Genomic DNA, 15995 nt, shown 5'->3' on the forward strand with positions numbered 1-15995 from the left:
GGGCGGGCGGCGCGGGCCGCTCGCAGCAGGTCCTCGCGGAGCCGCCGAGCGTCCGCGGCGGGCAGGCCGTCGAGGTCCAGGCGCTCGTCCCCGTCGGTCGACGCGGTCCCGGTGCCGACACGGACGGTGACCAGGCCGAGCAGGCGGTGCACGGGCGAGGCGGTCAGGTCGACGGTGCGCACCCGGTCGACGGGCGTCGAGAGGACGTGCCGCTCGAGCAGCCCCCGGCGCAGCTCGACCCGGCCGCTGCCGACCCGGTAGCTGGTCGTCCAGTAGCGCAGCAGGCCGACCACGACGGGGATCACGAGGCCGAGCAGCTGCCAGCCGCGTGCGCCCGACGCCGTACCCGCGACGAGGAGGCCGAGCAGGACCGGCAGCAGCCGCACGGTCTCCTGGACCGGGTGGACCAGGAGCATCCGCGGGTCCAGCCGCTGCCAGTCCCCGGGGCTGAGCGGGTCCTGCGGGTCGGTCACGTGGCGTCGCCCTCGACCGCGTCGGCCCGGGCCGTCAGCTCGGCGACCAGGGCGACCGCCTGCCGACGATCCAGGCCGTCGATCTCCAGCGCCCCGGCGGCCGAGGCCGTCGTGACCGTCACGGTCGCGAGCCCGAAGAGCCGGGCGACCGCACCCTCCGCGCGATCGACGGTCTGGATCCGGGAGAGCGGCGCGATCCGCTGCTCGCGCGCCCACCAGCCGGTCTGGGTGTGCACGGCGGTCTCGGTGACCTCCCAGCGATGCACGGCGTAGCGCCACTGCGGCACCACCGCGACCCAGACGAGCACCGCGACCGCTGCCGCGACCACCATCCACCAGCGCACGTCGACCGCGTCGACGGCGAGGCCGACCAGCAGGAGCACGCCGATCGTCACTGCACCCTCGACCAGCGCGGTCACCTGCCACATCAGGCGGGCCCGCGGGCTCACCCGGTGGCGCGGCTCGCGCAACAGGGGCGAGGTCATCAGGGCGTCGGTCACGTGGCCACGCTAGCCACGCCCCGGCGCGCGTCAGCCGGCGGCGACCCAGCCGCCGTACTTCCGCTTGCCCGGCGCGTGGTCGACCGGGGTGCCGGGGTAGTCGTTGGACGTCACGAGGTTGACCCGCACCCGCTCCGGGGAGCCGAAGCAGCCGCGCGGCACGACGACCCGCATCTTCTGGCCGTCGAAGTCCACGTCGGCCCCGCCGTCGCAGAGCTCCTCGCCCTGGACGCCCTTCCAGCCCCGGGCGCGGTAGACGCTCCACTCCTCGACCTCGATGCCGGCGCCGATGACGTACTCGGGGCCGGCGACCTTCGGCCGGGTGTCGATGTTGAAGCGGTAGACGTCGGCCAGCCCGCTCTCGGCCGCGTGGCTCACGGTCAGGCGCAGCGCCTTCGGGCCGTGCTTGACGCGCACCTTGGTGACGTCACCGCTCTTGAACGACGTCCGGCCGTCACCGGCCGGGTCCTTCACCACCCCGACGGCGGCACCCGCCGGCACCGCGGTCGTCAACGCTGTCGTCAGCGCCAGCACCCCACCCAGGAGGGCCGCCGCGGTCGTTCGTCCTGCTGTGTTCTTGATGTTCATGCTGGCTCCGACGCTCGCCGGCCGCGGTCGGTTCGCCGGATCCGGAAATTTTCCTGTCCGGGCCGGCGTCAGCATCCCAAGTGAACCTGGGATGTCCATGCTTCTCGGCCATCGCGATGGCAGCAGAGCAGCAACATCCCAAGTGAACCTGGGATGCTCACACCCCGGCCGGCAGGAAGAACTCCGGCCGACCGGGGCGCGTGGAGAAGCGTCAGTCCTTGAGCTCGCAGATGACGGCGCCGTTGGTGACGGTGGCGCCGACCTCGGCCTGGAGGCCGGTGACGGTGCCGGCCTTGTGGGCCTTGAGCGGCTGCTCCATCTTCATCGCCTCGATGACGACCACGGTGTCGCCCTCGGCGACCTCCTGGCCCTCCTCGACGACGACCTTGACGACCGTGCCCTGCATCGGGCTGGTGACTGCGTCGCCGCTGGCCGCGGCACCCGAGCCGCCACCCTTCTTGCGCTTGGGCTTCTTCGCGGCGCCCCCGGCAGCGCCGCCGGCGGAGATGCCACCCAGCCCGGCGGGCAGCACGACCTCGAGCCGCTTGCCGCCGACCTCGACGACGACGCTCTGCCGCTCCTCGGGCTCGTCGGCCTCGGCGACGTCACCTGCGTACGGCTCGATCTGGTTGTCGAACTCGGTCTCGATCCACTGCGTGTAGACGTCGAAGGAGCCCTCGCCCGACGGGTTCGAGGCGCCGACGTACGCCGGGTCGGAGACGACCGCGCGGTGGAACGGGATGACCGTCGGCATGCCGTCGACCACGAACTCGTCCAGCGCGCGGCGCGAGCGCTCCAGCGCCTGGGTGCGGTCGCGGCCGGTGACGATCAGCTTCGCGATGAGCGAGTCGAACGAGCCGGGGATGGTCTCGCCGTTCTCGTAGCCGCCGTCGAGGCGCACGCCGGGGCCGCTCGGCGGGCTCCACGCGGACAGGGTGCCGGGGGCGGGCATGAAGTTGCGGCCGCCGTCCTCGGCGTTGATGCGGAACTCGATGGAGTGCCCGCGGATCTCCGGGTCGCCGTACCCGAGCTCCTCGCCGGCCGCGATGCGGAACATCTCGCGGACCAGGTCGATGCCGGTGACCTCCTCGGAGACGCAGTGCTCGACCTGGAGCCGGGTGTTGACCTCGAGGAAGGAGATCGTGCCGTCCTGGGCGACGAGGAACTCGCAGGTGCCCGCGCCGTGGTAGCCGGCCTCGCGCAGGATGCGCTTGGAGGACTCGTAGAGCTCGGTCAGCTGCTCCTCGGACAGGAACGGCGCCGGCGCCTCCTCGACGAGCTTCTGGTTGCGGCGCTGGAGCGAGCAGTCGCGGGTGGAGACCACGACGACGTTGCCGTGCTGGTCGGCCAGGCACTGGGTCTCGACGTGGCGCGGCTTGTCGAGGAACTTCTCGACCAGGCACTCGCCGCGGCCGAACGCCGTGACCGCCTCGCGGACCGCGGACTCGTAGGCGTCGGGGATCTCCTCGAGGGTGCGGGCGACCTTGAGGCCGCGCCCGCCGCCGCCGAAGACGGCCTTGATGGCGACCGGCAGGCCGTTCTCCTGCGCGAACGCCACGACCTCGTCGGCGTCCTTGACCGGGTCCTTGGTGCCCGGCGCGAGCGGGGCGTTGGCCTTGTCGGCGATGTGCTTGGCCTTGGCCTTGTCGCCCAGCGCCTCGATGGCGGCCGGCGGGGGGCCGATCCAGGTCAGCCCGGCGTCGATGACGGCCTGGGCGAAGTCGGCGTTCTCGGCGAGGAAGCCGTAGCCGGGGTGCACGGAGTCCGCGCCGGACTTCTCCGCGACGGCGATGAGCTTGGCGATGTCGAGGTAGGAGTCGGCCGGGGTCGCGCCGCCGAGGGAGTGCGCCTCGTCAGCCAGCCGGACGTGCATGGCGTCGCGGTCTGGCTCGGCGTACACGGCGACGCTGCCGATGCCCGCGTCCTTGCAGGCGCGGATGACCCGCACCGCGATCTCGCCTCGGTTGGCGACGAGGACCTTCGTGAGGGGCTTGCTCTCCGGCACCGTGGGCACTCCTGGCTCTCTCGGAAGCTCGTGTTCAGAACACGGGTCGGGCGACCCGGCGGGCAGGCTATCGCCCCGCGGCGGTCCCGCCGCTGTGGTCTCAGCCACGCGACGTGCGCTCGCTTCCGCCGAGGCTGGTTAACAACCGTTAACCAGCGGACTAGCATGCCGCGCATGACGTTCGAGCTGTCCCGCGAGCACGAGGAGTTCCGCCGCAGCGTCCGCGAGTTCGCGGAGGCCGAGATCGCGCCGCACGCGGCGCAGTGGGACCGCGACCACCACTTCCCGGTCGACGTGGTGCAGCGGATGGGGCAGCTCGGGCTGTTCGGGCTCACCGCGCCGGAGGAGTACGGCGGCGCCGGGGACGACGGCGACTTCACGAGCCTCTGCGTGGCGATCGAGGAGATCGGGCGCGTCGACCAGTCGATGGGCATCACCCTGCAGGCCGGCGTCGGCCTCGGGATCAACCCGATCCTCACCTACGGCACCGACGCCCAGAGGCAGCAGTGGCTGCCCGCGCTGGTCGCCGGCGAGCAGCTCGCCGGCTTCGGGCTGACCGAGCCCGGCGCCGGCTCGGACGCGGGCGCCACCCGCACGAAGGCCGAGCTCGTCGGGGACGAGTGGGTGGTCAACGGCTCGAAGCAGTTCATCACCAACTCCGGCTCCTCGATCACCTCGCTGGTCACCGTCACCGCCCGCACCGGCACGCGGGAGGACGGCCGCCCGGAGATCTCCGCGATCATGGTCCCGGCCGGCACGCCCGGCTTCACCGCCGAGAAGGCCTACGACAAGCTCGGCTGGCACGCCTCGGACACCCACCCGCTGTCCTTCGAGGACGCCCGGGTGCCCGCCGACCACCTGCTCGGCGAGCGCGGCCGCGGCTACGCCCAGTTCCTCGCCACGCTCGACGACGGCCGGGTCGCGATCTCCGCGCTGTCGGTCGGCTGCATCCAGGCCTGCCTCGACATGGCGCTCGCCTACGCGGGGGAGCGGCAGACGTTCGGCGGCCCGATCGGCCGCAAGCAGGGGGTCGCGTTCCAGGTGGCCGACCTCGAGGTGATGCTGCACGCCAGCCGGATGCTCACCTACCGCGCGGCCGCCATGAAGGACGCGGGGGCGCCGTACCAACAGTTCAAGCAGGCGGCGGCCGTCGCCAAGCTCTACTCCACCGAGTCGGCGGTCACCGCGACCCGGATCGCCACCCAGGTCTTCGGCGGCTACGGCTTCATGGAGGAGTACCCCGTCGCGCGCTTCTACCGCGACGCCAAGGTGCTCGAGATCGGCGAGGGCACCTCGGAGGTCCAGCGGATGCTCATCGCCCGGGGGCTGGGCCTGCCGGTCGAGTGACGTGAGGGCGGCCGCGTGCACCCGCCTGTCACGATGACGAGATGGTGGCTCACCGCGTGCTCGCGATCGTCCAGGCCGGAGGCGCCGGCGGGCGCATGGACGTGCTGACGCGGGAGCGCGCGAAGCCGGCCCTGCCGTTCGCGGGGGTCTTCCAGCTGCTCGACTTCCCGCTGTCGAACCTCACCCACTCCGGCTGTACGGACGTGTGGCTCTCGGTGCAGTACCAGGGGTCGACCCTCGAGGAGCAGGTCGCGAACGGGCGTCCCTGGGACCTCGACCGCAACGTCGGCGGGCTGCGGCTGCTCATGCCGCAGGAGGGGACGGGCACGCTCGACGAGGACGGGTTCGCGAAGGGCAACGCCGACCTGCTGTTCCGGATCCGCGACCAGGTCCAGGAGTTCGCCCCCGAGGTGGTGCTTGTGATGAGCGCCGACCACGTCTACCGCTTCGACTACCGCGACGCGATCGTCACCCACCACGAGCAGGGCGCGGAGTGCACGGTCGTCACCACCGAGGTGCCGCTCGAGGAGGCCTCGAGCCATGCCACCGTCGAGCACGACGACGAGGGGCGGGTGACCCGGCTCGACTACAAGCCCGAGGAGCCGACGACCGGCACCGTGGCCACGGAGATCTTCGTCTACGACCCCGAGGTGCTCGTCGAGGTGCTCGGCGAGCTGCACCGCGAGATCTCGGCCGACAGCGAGCCCGGCGACACGGGCCTGGGCGACTTCGGCGACCACCTGCTGCCGCACCTGGTGGAGCGCGGCAAGGTCGTCGCGCACCGGATGCCGGGCTACTGGCGCGACCTCGGTCAGCCCCACCTCTACCTGACCGCCCACCGCGAGCTGCTCACCGACGACCGCGACGTGCTCGGCGTACCGGGCTGGACGATCCTCACCCGCCAGCCGCAGCGGCAGCCGGCCCGGGTGCTCGACGGCGCGACCGTCGCGGACTCCATGCTCAGCCCGGGGTGCCGCGTGGCCGGCGAGGTGACCCGCAGCGTGCTCGGCCCCGGGGTGGTGGTCGAGGAGGGGGCGCAGGTCGTCGACAGCGTCGTCTTCTCCGACACCGTCGTACGCCGTGGGGCGGCCGTGCACCGCTCGATCGTCGACACCCGCTGCGAGGTCGGGCCCGGCGCCCGGGTCGGCGAGCCCGACGCCCCGGCGTACGACGACCCGGACGCCGTGACGATCGTCGGCCGGCACAGCGTGGTGGGCGAGGGCGTGGTCCTCGCGGCCGGCAGCAGGCTCGAGCCGGGGACCACCGCCTGAGGCCCTCGGTCCGGGTTCGCCTGTAACGGCGCTCACAAGGTGGGTACCTGCACCGCGACCACTGGAGGTGGAGTGCATGGCCGTACCGTCGTTCCTCGCGCGTGAGCGCACCGTTGCCGGGCCGGGCTACAGCCGTTGGCTGGTCCCGCCCGCCGCCCTGGCCGTGCACCTGTGCATCGGCCAGGTCTACGCGACCAGCGTCTACAAGAGCGCGCTGGTCGAGCACTTCGACAGCACGCTGACCGCGATCGGCGTCATCTTCTCGGTGGCGATCGTGATGCTGGGCCTCTCGGCGGCCCTCTTCGGGACCTGGGTGGACCGCAACGGCCCGCGCGCGGCGATGTTCGTCTCCGCCTGCTTCTGGGTCGCCGGCTTCCTGGTCGCCGCGCTCGGCATCGCCACCGACCAGCTGTGGCTGGTCTACGTCGGCTACGGCGGCATCGGCGGCATCGGCCTGGGCATCGGCTACATCTCTCCGGTCTCCACGCTGATCAAGTGGTTCCCGGACCGGCCGGGGCTCGCGACCGGCATGGCGATCATGGGCTTCGGCGGTGGCGCGCTGGTGGCGTCCCCGCTCTCCGGGCGGCTGATGTCGCTCTACGACTCGTCCTACGACTCCGGGGACTCCTCCTCGGTGCCGAGCGGCGACGCGGTGATGATGCTGTTCCTGACCTTCGCCGCGGTCTACCTCGTCTTCATGATGTTCGGCGCCTTCACCGTGCGCGTGCCACCCGACGGCTGGAAGCCCGACGGCTGGGACCCCTCGACGGTGCGCTCGAAGGCGCTGGTCACCACCGCGAGCGTGTCGGCCAACAACGCCATCCGCACCCCGCAGTTCTGGCTGCTGTGGACGGTGCTGTTCTGCAACGTGACGGCCGGCATCGGCATCCTCGAGCAGGCGCAGCCGATGATCCAGGACTTCTTCCGCGAGAACGGCGAGTCGTCGGTCGCCGCCGCGGCCGCCGGCGGGTTCGTCGGCCTGCTGTCGATCGCGAACATGGCCGGCCGCTTCGTCTGGTCCTCGACCTCCGACGTCATCGGCCGCAAGCCGATCTACCTGGTCTACCTCGGCGTCGGGCTGGTCTGCTACGTCCTGCTCGCGACCGTCGGCCCGAGCTCGACCGTGCTGTTCGTGCTCTTCGCCGCGGTGATCATCTCCTTCTACGGCGGCGGCTTCGCCACCATCCCGGCGTACCTGCGTGACCTCTTCGGCACCTACCAGGTCGGCGCCATCCACGGTCGCCTGCTGACCGCGTGGTCGGCGGCCGGCGTCGCCGGTCCGCTCATCGTCAACGGCTTCCTCGACGCGCAGGGCGAGCCGGGCAACCTGGTCGCCGCGGACTACCGGCCGGCGCTGTTCACCATGGTCGGGCTGCTCGCCGTCGGCCTGGTCGCCAACCTGCTGGTCCGCCCGGTCGCCGAGAGGTTCCACGAGCCGTCCGCGACGCCCGGCAACCCCGAGCGAGAGGAGAGCCGCGCATGAGTGCACGGATCGCTGTGGCCTGGACGCTGGTGGGTGTCCCGCTGGCGTACGGCGTCGTGGAGACGCTGCGCCGGGCCGCGAACCTGTTCACCGGTTGACCTCGGTCGTCACCCGTCGCGGCGCCCGCGGCCCCGTCGAGGCGGGGTGCGGGCGCTGCGTTCGTTAGCCTGAGACCCATGTCGAACCGGCGCTTCCTCGGTGAGGCCGGTCGGTTCGTCGCCGTCGGCGGCCTCGCGACCGTCGTCGCGCTCGTGATCTTCAACGTGCTGGTGCACGGGTTCAACACCGGCGACCACGCGGTGCTGCCGGACCAGCCGATCCTGGCGTACGTCATCGCCAACACCGTCGGCATGTTCGTCAGCTACCGCGGCAGCCGCACCTGGGCCTTCCGCGACCGGCCGCCGCGGCAGGCCGACGGCGGGCTGACGGCGTTCGTGGCGATCAACGCCGTGACCATGCTGATCCCGATCGCCTGCCTGACGATCAGCCGGAACGTCCTCGGCCTCGACGACCCGATCTCCGACAACGTCTCCGCGAACGTCATCGGCCTGGTCATGGGCCTGGCGTCGCGGTTCTACCTGTTCCGGCGGTTCATCTTCCGCCGGCCGATCCACCTGACCGAGATGTACGACCCGGCCGAGCCGGTGCTGCCGGCCGAGCCGGACCACCTCGGCGAGACCGTGGACCCGGACGGCACGTCGCTGCCCGGCGGGCCGGTCAGCGAGCCCAGAGACCCGTCCACGAGTGGCCCAGGTCGTTCACCAGGGTCCGGAGCAGCGGAAGGCTGACGCCCACCACGTTGTGGTGATCCCCCTCGATCCCGGTCACGAACGCGCCGCCCAGGCCGTCGACGGTGAACGCGCCGGCGACGTGCAACGGCTCGCCGGTCGCGACGTACGCCGCCACCTCCCCGTCCTCCACGTCGGCGAAGTGGACGGTGGTCGACGCGGTCGCGGCGACCGTGCGGCCGCTCGCGGTGTCGTGCAGCGCGTGGCCGGTGCGCAGGACGCCGGACCGGCCGCGCATCGAGCGCCAACGAGCGACGGCCTCGTCGGCGTCGGCCGGCTTGCCGAGGGCCTCGCCGTCGAGCTCGAGCACCGAGTCGCAGCCCAGCACCAGGGCGCCCGCCGGCACCTCCGGTCGGCCGACCACCGCCGCGCACTTGAGCTCGGCCAGGCGCAGGGCGAGCTCGGCCGGAGGCACGCCGACGACCTGTGACTCGTCGACGCCGGAGACGACCACCTGGGGGTCGAGCCCGGCGTTGCGGAGCGTGGTGAGGCGGGCGGGGGAGGCGGAGGCGAGCACGAACGTCGGCACCGGACCAGCATCGCGCACCGGTCGGTCGGCACAATGACCGCGTGCCTGATGACGCCCCCCGGAGCTCCCGCATGCCGTTCCTCGCCGCCGGCGTGGTCGCAGCGGTCGTGGTCCTCGCGGTGGTCGGGGTCCTCGTCGCGCGCGCCCAGCACCTCGGCCCGTGGGAGCTCGGTCCGCAGGACCGCAACCGCTTCGCCGAGCAGCCGCAGTACGCCGACCCCGACTCGCGCACGGCGCAGGCCGCCCGGCAGGCGGAGGCCGACGGGCGCACCGAGGAGGCCGCCGCCTTCGCCGAGCTGGCCGAGGTCCCGCAGGGCATCTGGCTGACGCCCGAGGAACGCCCGGTCGGCGACGTCGGGGGGTACGTCGCAGGGGTCGGCGGCGCGGCGGACGAGGCCGGCGAGGTGCCGCTGTTCGTCGTCTACGGCATCCCCGACCGCGACTGCACCGGCGGCTACTCCAGCGGCGGGCTCCGCGCCGACACCTACGTGCCCTGGGTCGAGGAGATCGCGGGCGCCGTGGCGCCGTACGCCGCTGCTGTCGTGCTCGAGCCCGACGCGCTCGCCTCGGCGGTGGAGTGCGACCGCCGGGCGGAGCGCGTCGACCTGCTCTCGCAGGCGGTCGACGTCCTCGCCGACGCCGGCGTGACGACGTACGTCGACGGCGGCCACTCGGACTGGGTCCCGGTCAAGGAGGTGGCCGGCCTGCTGCGGGAGGTGGGCGTGGACCGGGTGCGTGGCTTCGCGACGAACGTGTCGAACTACCAGACCGACCGGGACGAGGTGCGCTGGGCCGAGCGGCTCAGCGAGCTCGTCGGCGGGGCGTCGTACGTGGTCGACAGCGGCCGCAACGGCGTGGGGTCGACCGAGGAGTGGTGCAACCCCTCGGGGCAGGCGCTGGGGCAGCGTCCGGGGTACGTCGACGACGGCACCGGTCTGGACGCCTACCTGTGGGTCAAGCCGCCCGGCGACAGCGACGGCGAGTGCAACGGCGGTCCGCCGGCCGGGGAGTTCTGGGGACAACGCGCGCTCGAGCTGCTTGGGCGGTCCTGACCCGCTCGCCCCTGCACCCTCAGCCGTTCGGACAAGTTCGGGGGCCGCTGCCGCGGATGAGCACGGGCGCGCCTCGGCCGTTGTTAGGGTTCGACCATGCAGGGGGATCCGTGGACCGCGGTCATCATCGAGGACGACCCGGACGTTCGGGATCTCATCGACATCGTGCTGACGCAATCAGGGTTCTCGACGTTCGTCGCGCCTGACGGCCCCTCCGGCGTCGAGGCCGTGCGCCAGCACAACCCCCTCATCACCACCCTCGACGTGAACATGCCGGGGATGGACGGGTTCGCCGTCGCCCGGCGGCTGCGCGAGTTCAGCAACACCTACCTCATCATGATCACCGCGCTGGCCGACGAGATCGACGTCGTGCAGGGCTTCGAGGCCGGCGCCGACGACTACCTGGTCAAGCCGTTCCGGCCGCGGGAGCTGCGCGCCCGTGCCGACTCGATGCTGCGCCGACCACGCTCGCGCTCGGACCAGCCGGTCGGCTGGGCGGACGACGACGCGTCGGCCACCACCGCTGCTGCCCCTGCGCCTGCTGCCGCCCCCGCGCCACCGCCGCAGCAGGAGTCGTGGGCCGCCGCGGCCGCCCGCGACCTCACCCAGAACGCCCCGCTGCGCGTCGTCCGCAGCGACGAGCCCGCGCAGCCGGCCCCGCCGGTGCAGCCCGAGCCGGTCGCGCCGCCGCCGCAGCCGACGTACCAGCCGCAGGTGCAGCAGCCGGTCGTGCAGCCGCCGGTCGTCCAGCCGCCGACGCAGCCCTACCAGCCTCAGCACCAGGCACCGGCTGCCTACGAGCCGCCGCCGGCGCAGCCCTCCTACCCGCAGGCGCCGCCCTACGTGCCGCCTGCCCCGCAGCAGCCGGTCGCGCCGCAGGGCGGCGCGCACGCGGCACCGGCGCCGGTGCCGCCGGCGGCGCCGGGTCCGTCGGCGGACGGGTCGTGGGTCCGCTTCAACGGGCTCGCCCTCAACCACGAGAGCCGGGTCGTCACGGTCGGTGGGGGAGCGGTGGACCTCAACCGCACCGAGTTCGACCTGCTCGCCTCGCTGCTCAGCACCGGCCGCCGGGTCCGCAGCAAGGCCGACCTGGTCCTGACGATGCGCGGCCAGCAGTACGTCACCTCGTACTTCGTCAACGAGGCCGACAAGCGCTCGGTCGAGGTCCACGTCGCGAACCTCCGCCGCAAGCTCGGCGACGACGGTGCCACCCCCCGCTTCATCGAGACGGTCCGCGGCGTCGGCTACCGCCTCGCCGAGACCGCCTGACCCACCGCGGCCCATTCGCTGGGCGAGCACCGAGCCCTCCGCTGGTTGAGCAGGCGAGCGCCAGCGAGCCGTGTCGAGACCCCGTCCGCTGGTTGAGCAGGCGAGCGCCAGCGAGCCGTGTCGAAACCGGGTGAGTTCTCGGCGGGTCTCGAGACGGGCCTCGAGAGAGGCGCCGCGCCTTCCTCGACCACCCCGGGGACGAGGCGGGGTCAGTTGGCGTTGACGGGGATCTCGGCGACCTGGGTGGGGGTGTCGGACTCGAAGATGGCGATGGGGACGGTCTGCTTGACCTTCTTGGCGACGAACCGACCCGACCCCGGGGCCGTCTCGTAGTGGACGTCGGCGACGAAGGTCAGCTCGAGGCCGCGGGTGTCGTCGGACATCGGGCCGATCTTCTGGTTGCGGAGCTCGAAGGAGCCCTTGGGCGAGGTGATGAGCATGCCGTGGACGGGGTGGGTGACGGCCTCGGGGTCGAAGGTGATCTGGGAGGCCTCGGCGTCGAGCTTGTAGGGGCGCTGGGTGCGGCCGCCGTCGGAGGTGATGGTCCGCGAGGTGACCTTGATGTTGCCGAGGTAGGCCTTGCGCTTGGTGCGGAACGGGTCGCGCAGCTTCCGGTCGAGGTCGTAGACCTGGAAGGTGAAGGAGAAGAACTTGTTGCCCTTCGGGTACCACTCGTTGGTCCGCGGCGTCGACTTGGTCGGCCACAGCGTGTAGACGAAGTCCATCCCGTCGATGTCGATGTGGGACTGGAAGGTGCCGTCCCGCGTGAACTGCGAGTCGTACGCCGCCTCGGTGGCCGCGGCGGTCGGGTTCTCCGCCTCCACGGGCTCGGCGCCGCCGCCGATCTTGTCGACCAGCGAGCACCCCGACAGGGAGCCGGCGAGGACGAGCGCCAGCGACGCGGCGAGGGTGCGGAGGCGGCGCGGGGGCCGGGCGGGGCGCACGGACATGGTGGGGTTCTCCCGAGGACTGGTGCGGGCGGGGTGCTCATGAGGGATCAGGCCTTGAAGCCGCGGTAGCGCTTGGAGGCCTTGATGAGCATCCAGACGGTCTGCAGGACGGTGATGACGCCGAGGATCGGCCAGCCGAGCTCGAGCAGGTCGGACGTCGTCCGGATCGGCACCTGCTGCCAGGCGATCCAGGCCCCGACGAAGAAGACGCCGAGCGCGACGAACGGGTAGGTCCACGCGACGCCCTTGCCGCGCTCGGCCTTGGCCTGCGCGGCCCAGTTGTCGGTCTGCTGGCGGCTGAAGAACTTCAGCCACGCCCGGACGAAGTGCCCCATCCGGATGAACATGTAGAGCTCGGCGGGGAAGACCAGGAGCACGAAGAGGTAGTCGCGCCGGTTCGCGAACTCCATGGAGTGCGCGACCCGGAAGTTCAACCACACCGCGGCCAGCGGCGGGATCAGCCACCAGGCCTGGAACACGAACGCGTCGATCGTCAGCGCGCCGATGAGCAGCACCAGGAACATGATGCGCGAGGCCATGTTCACGACCATCGAGAGGTGCTCGAACCACCGCAGCCGCAGGTTGGGGTGGAACGGCTGGCCCTTGGTGTCGCCGCGCTGGCCGGGCCACATCAGGTCGATGGCGCCGAAGTTCCACTTGACCTGCTGGGCGTCCAGCGAGCGGAGCGTCGTCATGCCGCCGACGTGCGCCCGGGCGCGGGCGGAGATCTTGGTGAGGTAGCCGGCGGACTTGATCTGCAGCGACAGCAGCGAGTCCTCGACCTCGGAGTCGCTGACCCACGGGGTGCGCTGGTGGCTGTCGCGCATGACGTCGCGCAGCGCCTGGGTGGAGAAGATCGAGAACTGCCCGCCGAGGACCGCCATGTTGCGGCCCTTGAGCAGGTTCTGCATGTTGAACGCGGAGAACTGCGCGCGCTGGCCGGCGATGAGGAACTTGGCCATCAGCCCGTCGAGGGCGGAGTCGTCGATGGAGTAGATAGCGGAGATGCCGCCGATGCGGTCGTCGCTGGCGATCTCGTCGACGAGGTGCTGGATGGCGTCCGGCTCCGGCGTGGTGTCGCCGTCGACGCCGAGCAGGTAGTCCATGTGCTCGACGAGGGAGTAGCCGTAGTTGAGCGCGCCGACCTTCTTGTCGGGGTTCTTGCCGATGTCGTGGACGTAGATGACCGTCGACTGCTCCCCGGTCGGGGTCATCCGCGTGTGCGGACCGGCGTAGTGGCTGGCGATCTCGACCGAGTCGTCGCTGGTGTTGTTGACGACGAGGTGGATGGCGTCGGGGAGCCGGGTCTGCTGGAGCAGGGAGTCGAGGACGCCGGCGATGGTCTCGGCCTCGTTGTACGCCGGGATCACGCAGCCCACGGTCGGGCGCAGCGTCGGCAGCTCGTCGACCGCCTCGAGGAACTCCTCGGCGTACGCCTCGAGCGAGGGGTCGGGCATGCGCACGTAGCGGGGGTCGTCGAACCCGGGCACTGCTCCGGGCACTGTCCCGGGCGCGAGCCCGATCCCCTCGTGCTGTCCCATGTCGTTCGCGTCCACCGCTGTCCCATCGCTGGCGGTGCCCGTGCTGGCCACCGACCCGGTCGTCGTTCCTGGCCGAGTCTTTAAGGCTCACCTCAAGGGGTGGGCACCGCGAACCTCAACTTCCGCTCAAGGATTCTGGCGGAGGTACGCCGGCGGCGCGGTGGGATTCGCGAAAGGTTCGCGGTGGAGGGGTCAGCGCGGCAGCGCGCTGGCCCGCCAGCCGCCCGGGCCGTGCGGGAGCGTGCGCCGGACGAGCCGGTGCGGAGCGCTCCACTCCGGCCGCGGTCGCTTCGCGGGCGGCTGGCCGCCGCCCATCGACGACAGCACGGCCACGAGCGCCGCGACCTCCTCCGGCGTGGCACTCGGGCTGACCACCCGCAGCAGCGGCCGGGTCGGCTGCTGCTCCGGGGCGGCGTCGGGGGTCTGCTCGTCGGCGGCCATCAGAGCGGGATGTTCCCGTGCTTCTTCGGCGGGAGCGATGCCCGCTTGGAGCGGAGCAGCCGCAGCGCCCGGACGACCTCGGAGCGGGTCTCGTGCGGCTGGATGACCGCGTCGACGTACCCGCGCTCGGCGGCGATGTAGGGGTTGGCCAGCGTGGTCTCGTACTCGTCGATGAGCTCGGCCCGCTTGGCCTCGACGTCGCCGCCCTCGGCCTCGACCTGCGCCAGCGTCTTGCGGTGCACGATGTTGGCCGCGCCCTGGGCGCCCATGACCGCGATCTGCGCGGTGGGCCAGGCGACGTTGATGTCGGCGCCGAGGTGCTTGGAGCCCATGACGTCGTAGGCGCCGCCGTAGGCCTTGCGGGTGATGACGGTGACCAGCGGGACGGTCGCCTCGGCGTAGGCGTAGATGAGCTTGGCGCCGCGGCGGATGATGCCGTTCCACTCCTGGTCGGTGCCGGGCAGGAAGCCGGGGACGTCGACGAAGGTCAGGACCGGGATGTTGAAGGCGTCGCAGGTGCGCACGAAGCGGGCGGCCTTCTCGGAGGCGTCGATGTCGAGGGTGCCGGCGAACTGCATCGGCTGGTTGGCCACGACGCCGACGGGCCGGCCCTCGACCCGGCCGTAGCCGATGATGATGTTCGGCGCGAACAGCTCCATGACCTCGACGAAGTCCCCCACGCCATCGTCATCAGCGTCCACCACGGCCTTGATGACGTCGTGCATGTCGTAGGGCTGGTTCGGGGAGTCCGGGATGATCGTGTCGAGCGCCCGGTCGGCGTCGTTGACCTCGAGGTCCGCACCCTGCCCATGGGGGGCGTCGTAGGCGGGCGGCTCGTCGAGGTTGTTCTGCGGGAGGAACGAGAGCAGCGCCTTGACGTACTCGATCGCGTCCTCCTCGTCGGAGGCCATGTAGTGGGCGTTGCCGGACTTGGTGTTGTGCGTCCGCGCGCCGCCGAGCTCCTCCATGGAGACGTCCTCGCCGGTGACGGTCTTGATGACGTCGGGACCGGTGATGAACATCGCCGAGGTCTGGTCGACCATGATCGTGAAGTCGGTGACCGCCGGGGAGTAGACGTGGCCGCCGGCGCAGTTGCCCATGATCATCGAGATCTGGGGGATGACGCCCGAGGCGTGCACGTTGCGGCGGAAGATCTCGCCGTACAGGCCGAGCGAGACCACGCCCTCCTGGATGCGGGCGCCGGCACCCTCGTTGATGCCGATGATCGGGCAGCCGGTCTTGATCGCGAGGTCCATGACCTTGGTGATCTTCTCGCCGTAGACCTCGCCCAGCGAGCCGCCGAAGACGGTGAAGTCCTGGGAGAAGACGCAGACCTGGCGGCCGTCGATCGTGCCGTAGCCGGTGATGACGCCGTCGCCGTACGGCCGGTTCTTCTCCAGCCCGAACGCCGTGCTGCGGTGCCGCGCCAGCTCGTCGAGCTCGACGAAGGAACCCTCGTCGAAGAGCATCTCGATCCGCTCGCGGGCGGTCTGGCGCCCCTTGGCGTGCTGCTTCTCGACCGCCTTGGCCGACCCGGCGTGCACGGCCTCGTCGAGGCGGCGGTCGAGGTCGGCCAGCTTGCCGGCCGTCGTGTGCAGGTCGATGTCCGCGGGGACGTCGGTCCCCTGGCCGGGACGTTCGGTGCTCTCAGCGCTCACGTTCGGGACGTCTCCTCGTCGGCGTCGGTGCGGGCCTTGGTGCTGGCCTGGTGCTGGCATCTGGGTTGGGCGTGGGTCAATGTAGTGCCCGTGACCGCGA

Annotated in this window: 15 protein-coding genes; 6 read left to right on the forward strand and 9 right to left on the reverse strand. The window is 71.8% G+C overall.

The genetic code is table 11. From position 1 onward, the window contains the following. The 4 genes from G6553_RS11100 to G6553_RS11115 all read right to left on the reverse strand — a co-directional run. The coding region (locus tag G6553_RS11100; RefSeq protein ID WP_166192338.1) for a PH domain-containing protein at positions 1 to 473 on the reverse strand (473 nt) is incomplete at its 3' end. After that, positions 470 to 973, reverse strand: coding sequence for a PH domain-containing protein (locus G6553_RS11105; RefSeq protein WP_347565650.1), 504 nt, complete (start codon positions 971 to 973; stop codon positions 470 to 472). The genes G6553_RS11105 and G6553_RS11100, both read right to left, overlap by 4 nt. A gap of 30 nt (positions 974 to 1003) precedes the next feature. Continuing rightward, the gene (locus G6553_RS11110) at positions 1004 to 1561 is read right to left on the reverse strand and encodes a hypothetical protein (protein ID WP_166192341.1); all 558 of its coding nucleotides are present in this window, start codon (positions 1559 to 1561) and stop codon (positions 1004 to 1006) included. A 211-nt stretch (positions 1562 to 1772) separates the two neighbouring features. Beyond that, positions 1773 to 3566, reverse strand: coding sequence for a biotin carboxylase N-terminal domain-containing protein (locus tag G6553_RS11115; RefSeq protein WP_166192344.1), 1794 nt, complete (start codon positions 3564 to 3566; stop codon positions 1773 to 1775). A gap of 174 nt (positions 3567 to 3740) precedes the next feature. Between G6553_RS11115 and G6553_RS11120 the strand changes: the two genes are divergently transcribed. The 4 genes from G6553_RS11120 to G6553_RS11135 all read left to right on the forward strand — a co-directional run bounded on the left by G6553_RS11120 (position 3741) and on the right by G6553_RS11135 (position 8455). Then, positions 3741 to 4913, forward strand: a complete 1173-nt coding sequence (locus G6553_RS11120; RefSeq protein ID WP_166192347.1) for an acyl-CoA dehydrogenase family protein — start codon at positions 3741 to 3743, stop codon at positions 4911 to 4913. 41 nt (positions 4914 to 4954) lie between these two features. Then, positions 4955 to 6184: a sugar phosphate nucleotidyltransferase gene (locus G6553_RS11125; RefSeq protein ID WP_166192350.1), complete on the forward strand. Its 1230-nt coding sequence runs from the start codon at positions 4955 to 4957 to the stop codon at positions 6182 to 6184. Between the two features lie 76 nt (positions 6185 to 6260). Then, positions 6261 to 7667 (forward strand): OFA family MFS transporter, encoded by a 1407-nt coding sequence (locus G6553_RS11130; RefSeq protein ID WP_166192353.1) that lies wholly within the window; start codon positions 6261 to 6263, stop codon positions 7665 to 7667. 176 nt (positions 7668 to 7843) lie between these two features. Next, positions 7844 to 8455, forward strand: a complete 612-nt coding sequence (locus tag G6553_RS11135) for a GtrA family protein (RefSeq protein ID WP_166192356.1) — start codon at positions 7844 to 7846, stop codon at positions 8453 to 8455. On the opposite strand, the gene G6553_RS11140 is transcribed toward G6553_RS11135, so the two are convergent. Continuing rightward, positions 8385 to 8984, reverse strand: coding sequence for a Maf-like protein (locus tag G6553_RS11140; RefSeq protein WP_166192359.1), 600 nt, complete (start codon positions 8982 to 8984; stop codon positions 8385 to 8387). The genes G6553_RS11135 and G6553_RS11140 overlap by 71 nt on opposite strands. 41 nt (positions 8985 to 9025) lie before the next feature. On the opposite strand from G6553_RS11140, the gene G6553_RS11145 reads away from it, so the two are divergent. Together G6553_RS11145 and G6553_RS11150 are read left to right on the forward strand one after the other, a co-directional pair. Beyond that, a complete protein-coding gene (locus G6553_RS11145; protein WP_166192361.1) occupies positions 9026 to 10036 on the forward strand; it encodes a glycoside hydrolase family 6 protein in 1011 nt (336 codons plus the stop codon). A 96-nt stretch (positions 10037 to 10132) separates the two neighbouring features. After that, on the forward strand, positions 10133 to 11305 hold the full coding sequence (locus G6553_RS11150) for a response regulator transcription factor (RefSeq protein WP_166192364.1): 1173 nt from the start codon (positions 10133 to 10135) through the stop codon (positions 11303 to 11305). A gap of 209 nt (positions 11306 to 11514) precedes the next feature. Here the strand turns inward: G6553_RS11150 and G6553_RS11155 are convergent, their stop codons facing one another. From G6553_RS11155 to G6553_RS11170, 4 genes are all read right to left on the reverse strand, one after another. Continuing rightward, positions 11515 to 12255, reverse strand: coding sequence for a hypothetical protein (locus G6553_RS11155; RefSeq protein WP_166192367.1), 741 nt, complete (start codon positions 12253 to 12255; stop codon positions 11515 to 11517). Positions 12256 to 12302: 47 nt separating this feature from the next. Next, positions 12303 to 13796, reverse strand: a complete 1494-nt coding sequence (locus tag G6553_RS11160; protein ID WP_242680316.1) for a glycosyltransferase family 2 protein — start codon at positions 13794 to 13796, stop codon at positions 12303 to 12305. A 192-nt stretch (positions 13797 to 13988) separates the two neighbouring features. Further along, positions 13989 to 14237, reverse strand: coding sequence for an acyl-CoA carboxylase subunit epsilon (locus tag G6553_RS11165; protein WP_166192370.1), 249 nt, complete (start codon positions 14235 to 14237; stop codon positions 13989 to 13991). Further along, the gene (locus G6553_RS11170; protein WP_347565651.1) at positions 14237 to 15895 is read right to left on the reverse strand and encodes an acyl-CoA carboxylase subunit beta; all 1659 of its coding nucleotides are present in this window, start codon (positions 15893 to 15895) and stop codon (positions 14237 to 14239) included. Before G6553_RS11170 ends, G6553_RS11165 begins: the two co-directional genes overlap by 1 nt. Positions 15896 to 15995: the final 100 nt, after the last annotated feature.

Origin of the sequence: Nocardioides sp. IC4_145, from assembly GCF_011250565.1 — a bacterium.
Taxonomy (GTDB): Bacteria; Actinomycetota; Actinomycetes; order Propionibacteriales; family Nocardioidaceae; genus Nocardioides.

Bases quoted from the DNA above. Each gene is read 5' to 3' on its own strand.
- G6553_RS11120 (WP_166192347.1), top strand. From the start codon at position 3,741: ATGACGTTCGAGCTGTCCCGCGAGCACGAGGAGTTCCGCCGCAGCGTC.
- G6553_RS11155 (WP_166192367.1), bottom strand. From the start codon at position 12,255: ATGTCCGTGCGCCCCGCCCGGCCCCCGCGCCGCCTCCGCACCCTCGCC.
- G6553_RS11135 (WP_166192356.1), top strand. From the start codon at position 7,844: ATGTCGAACCGGCGCTTCCTCGGTGAGGCCGGTCGGTTCGTCGCCGTC.
- G6553_RS11130 (WP_166192353.1), top strand. From the start codon at position 6,261: ATGGCCGTACCGTCGTTCCTCGCGCGTGAGCGCACCGTTGCCGGGCCG.
- G6553_RS11160 (WP_242680316.1), bottom strand. From the start codon at position 13,796: ATGGGACAGCACGAGGGGATCGGGCTCGCGCCCGGGACAGTGCCCGGA.
- G6553_RS11150 (WP_166192364.1), top strand. From the start codon at position 10,133: ATGCAGGGGGATCCGTGGACCGCGGTCATCATCGAGGACGACCCGGAC.
- G6553_RS11125 (WP_166192350.1), top strand. From the start codon at position 4,955: ATGGTGGCTCACCGCGTGCTCGCGATCGTCCAGGCCGGAGGCGCCGGC.
- G6553_RS11165 (WP_166192370.1), bottom strand. From the start codon at position 14,237: ATGGCCGCCGACGAGCAGACCCCCGACGCCGCCCCGGAGCAGCAGCCG.
- G6553_RS11110 (WP_166192341.1), bottom strand. From the start codon at position 1,561: ATGAACATCAAGAACACAGCAGGACGAACGACCGCGGCGGCCCTCCTG.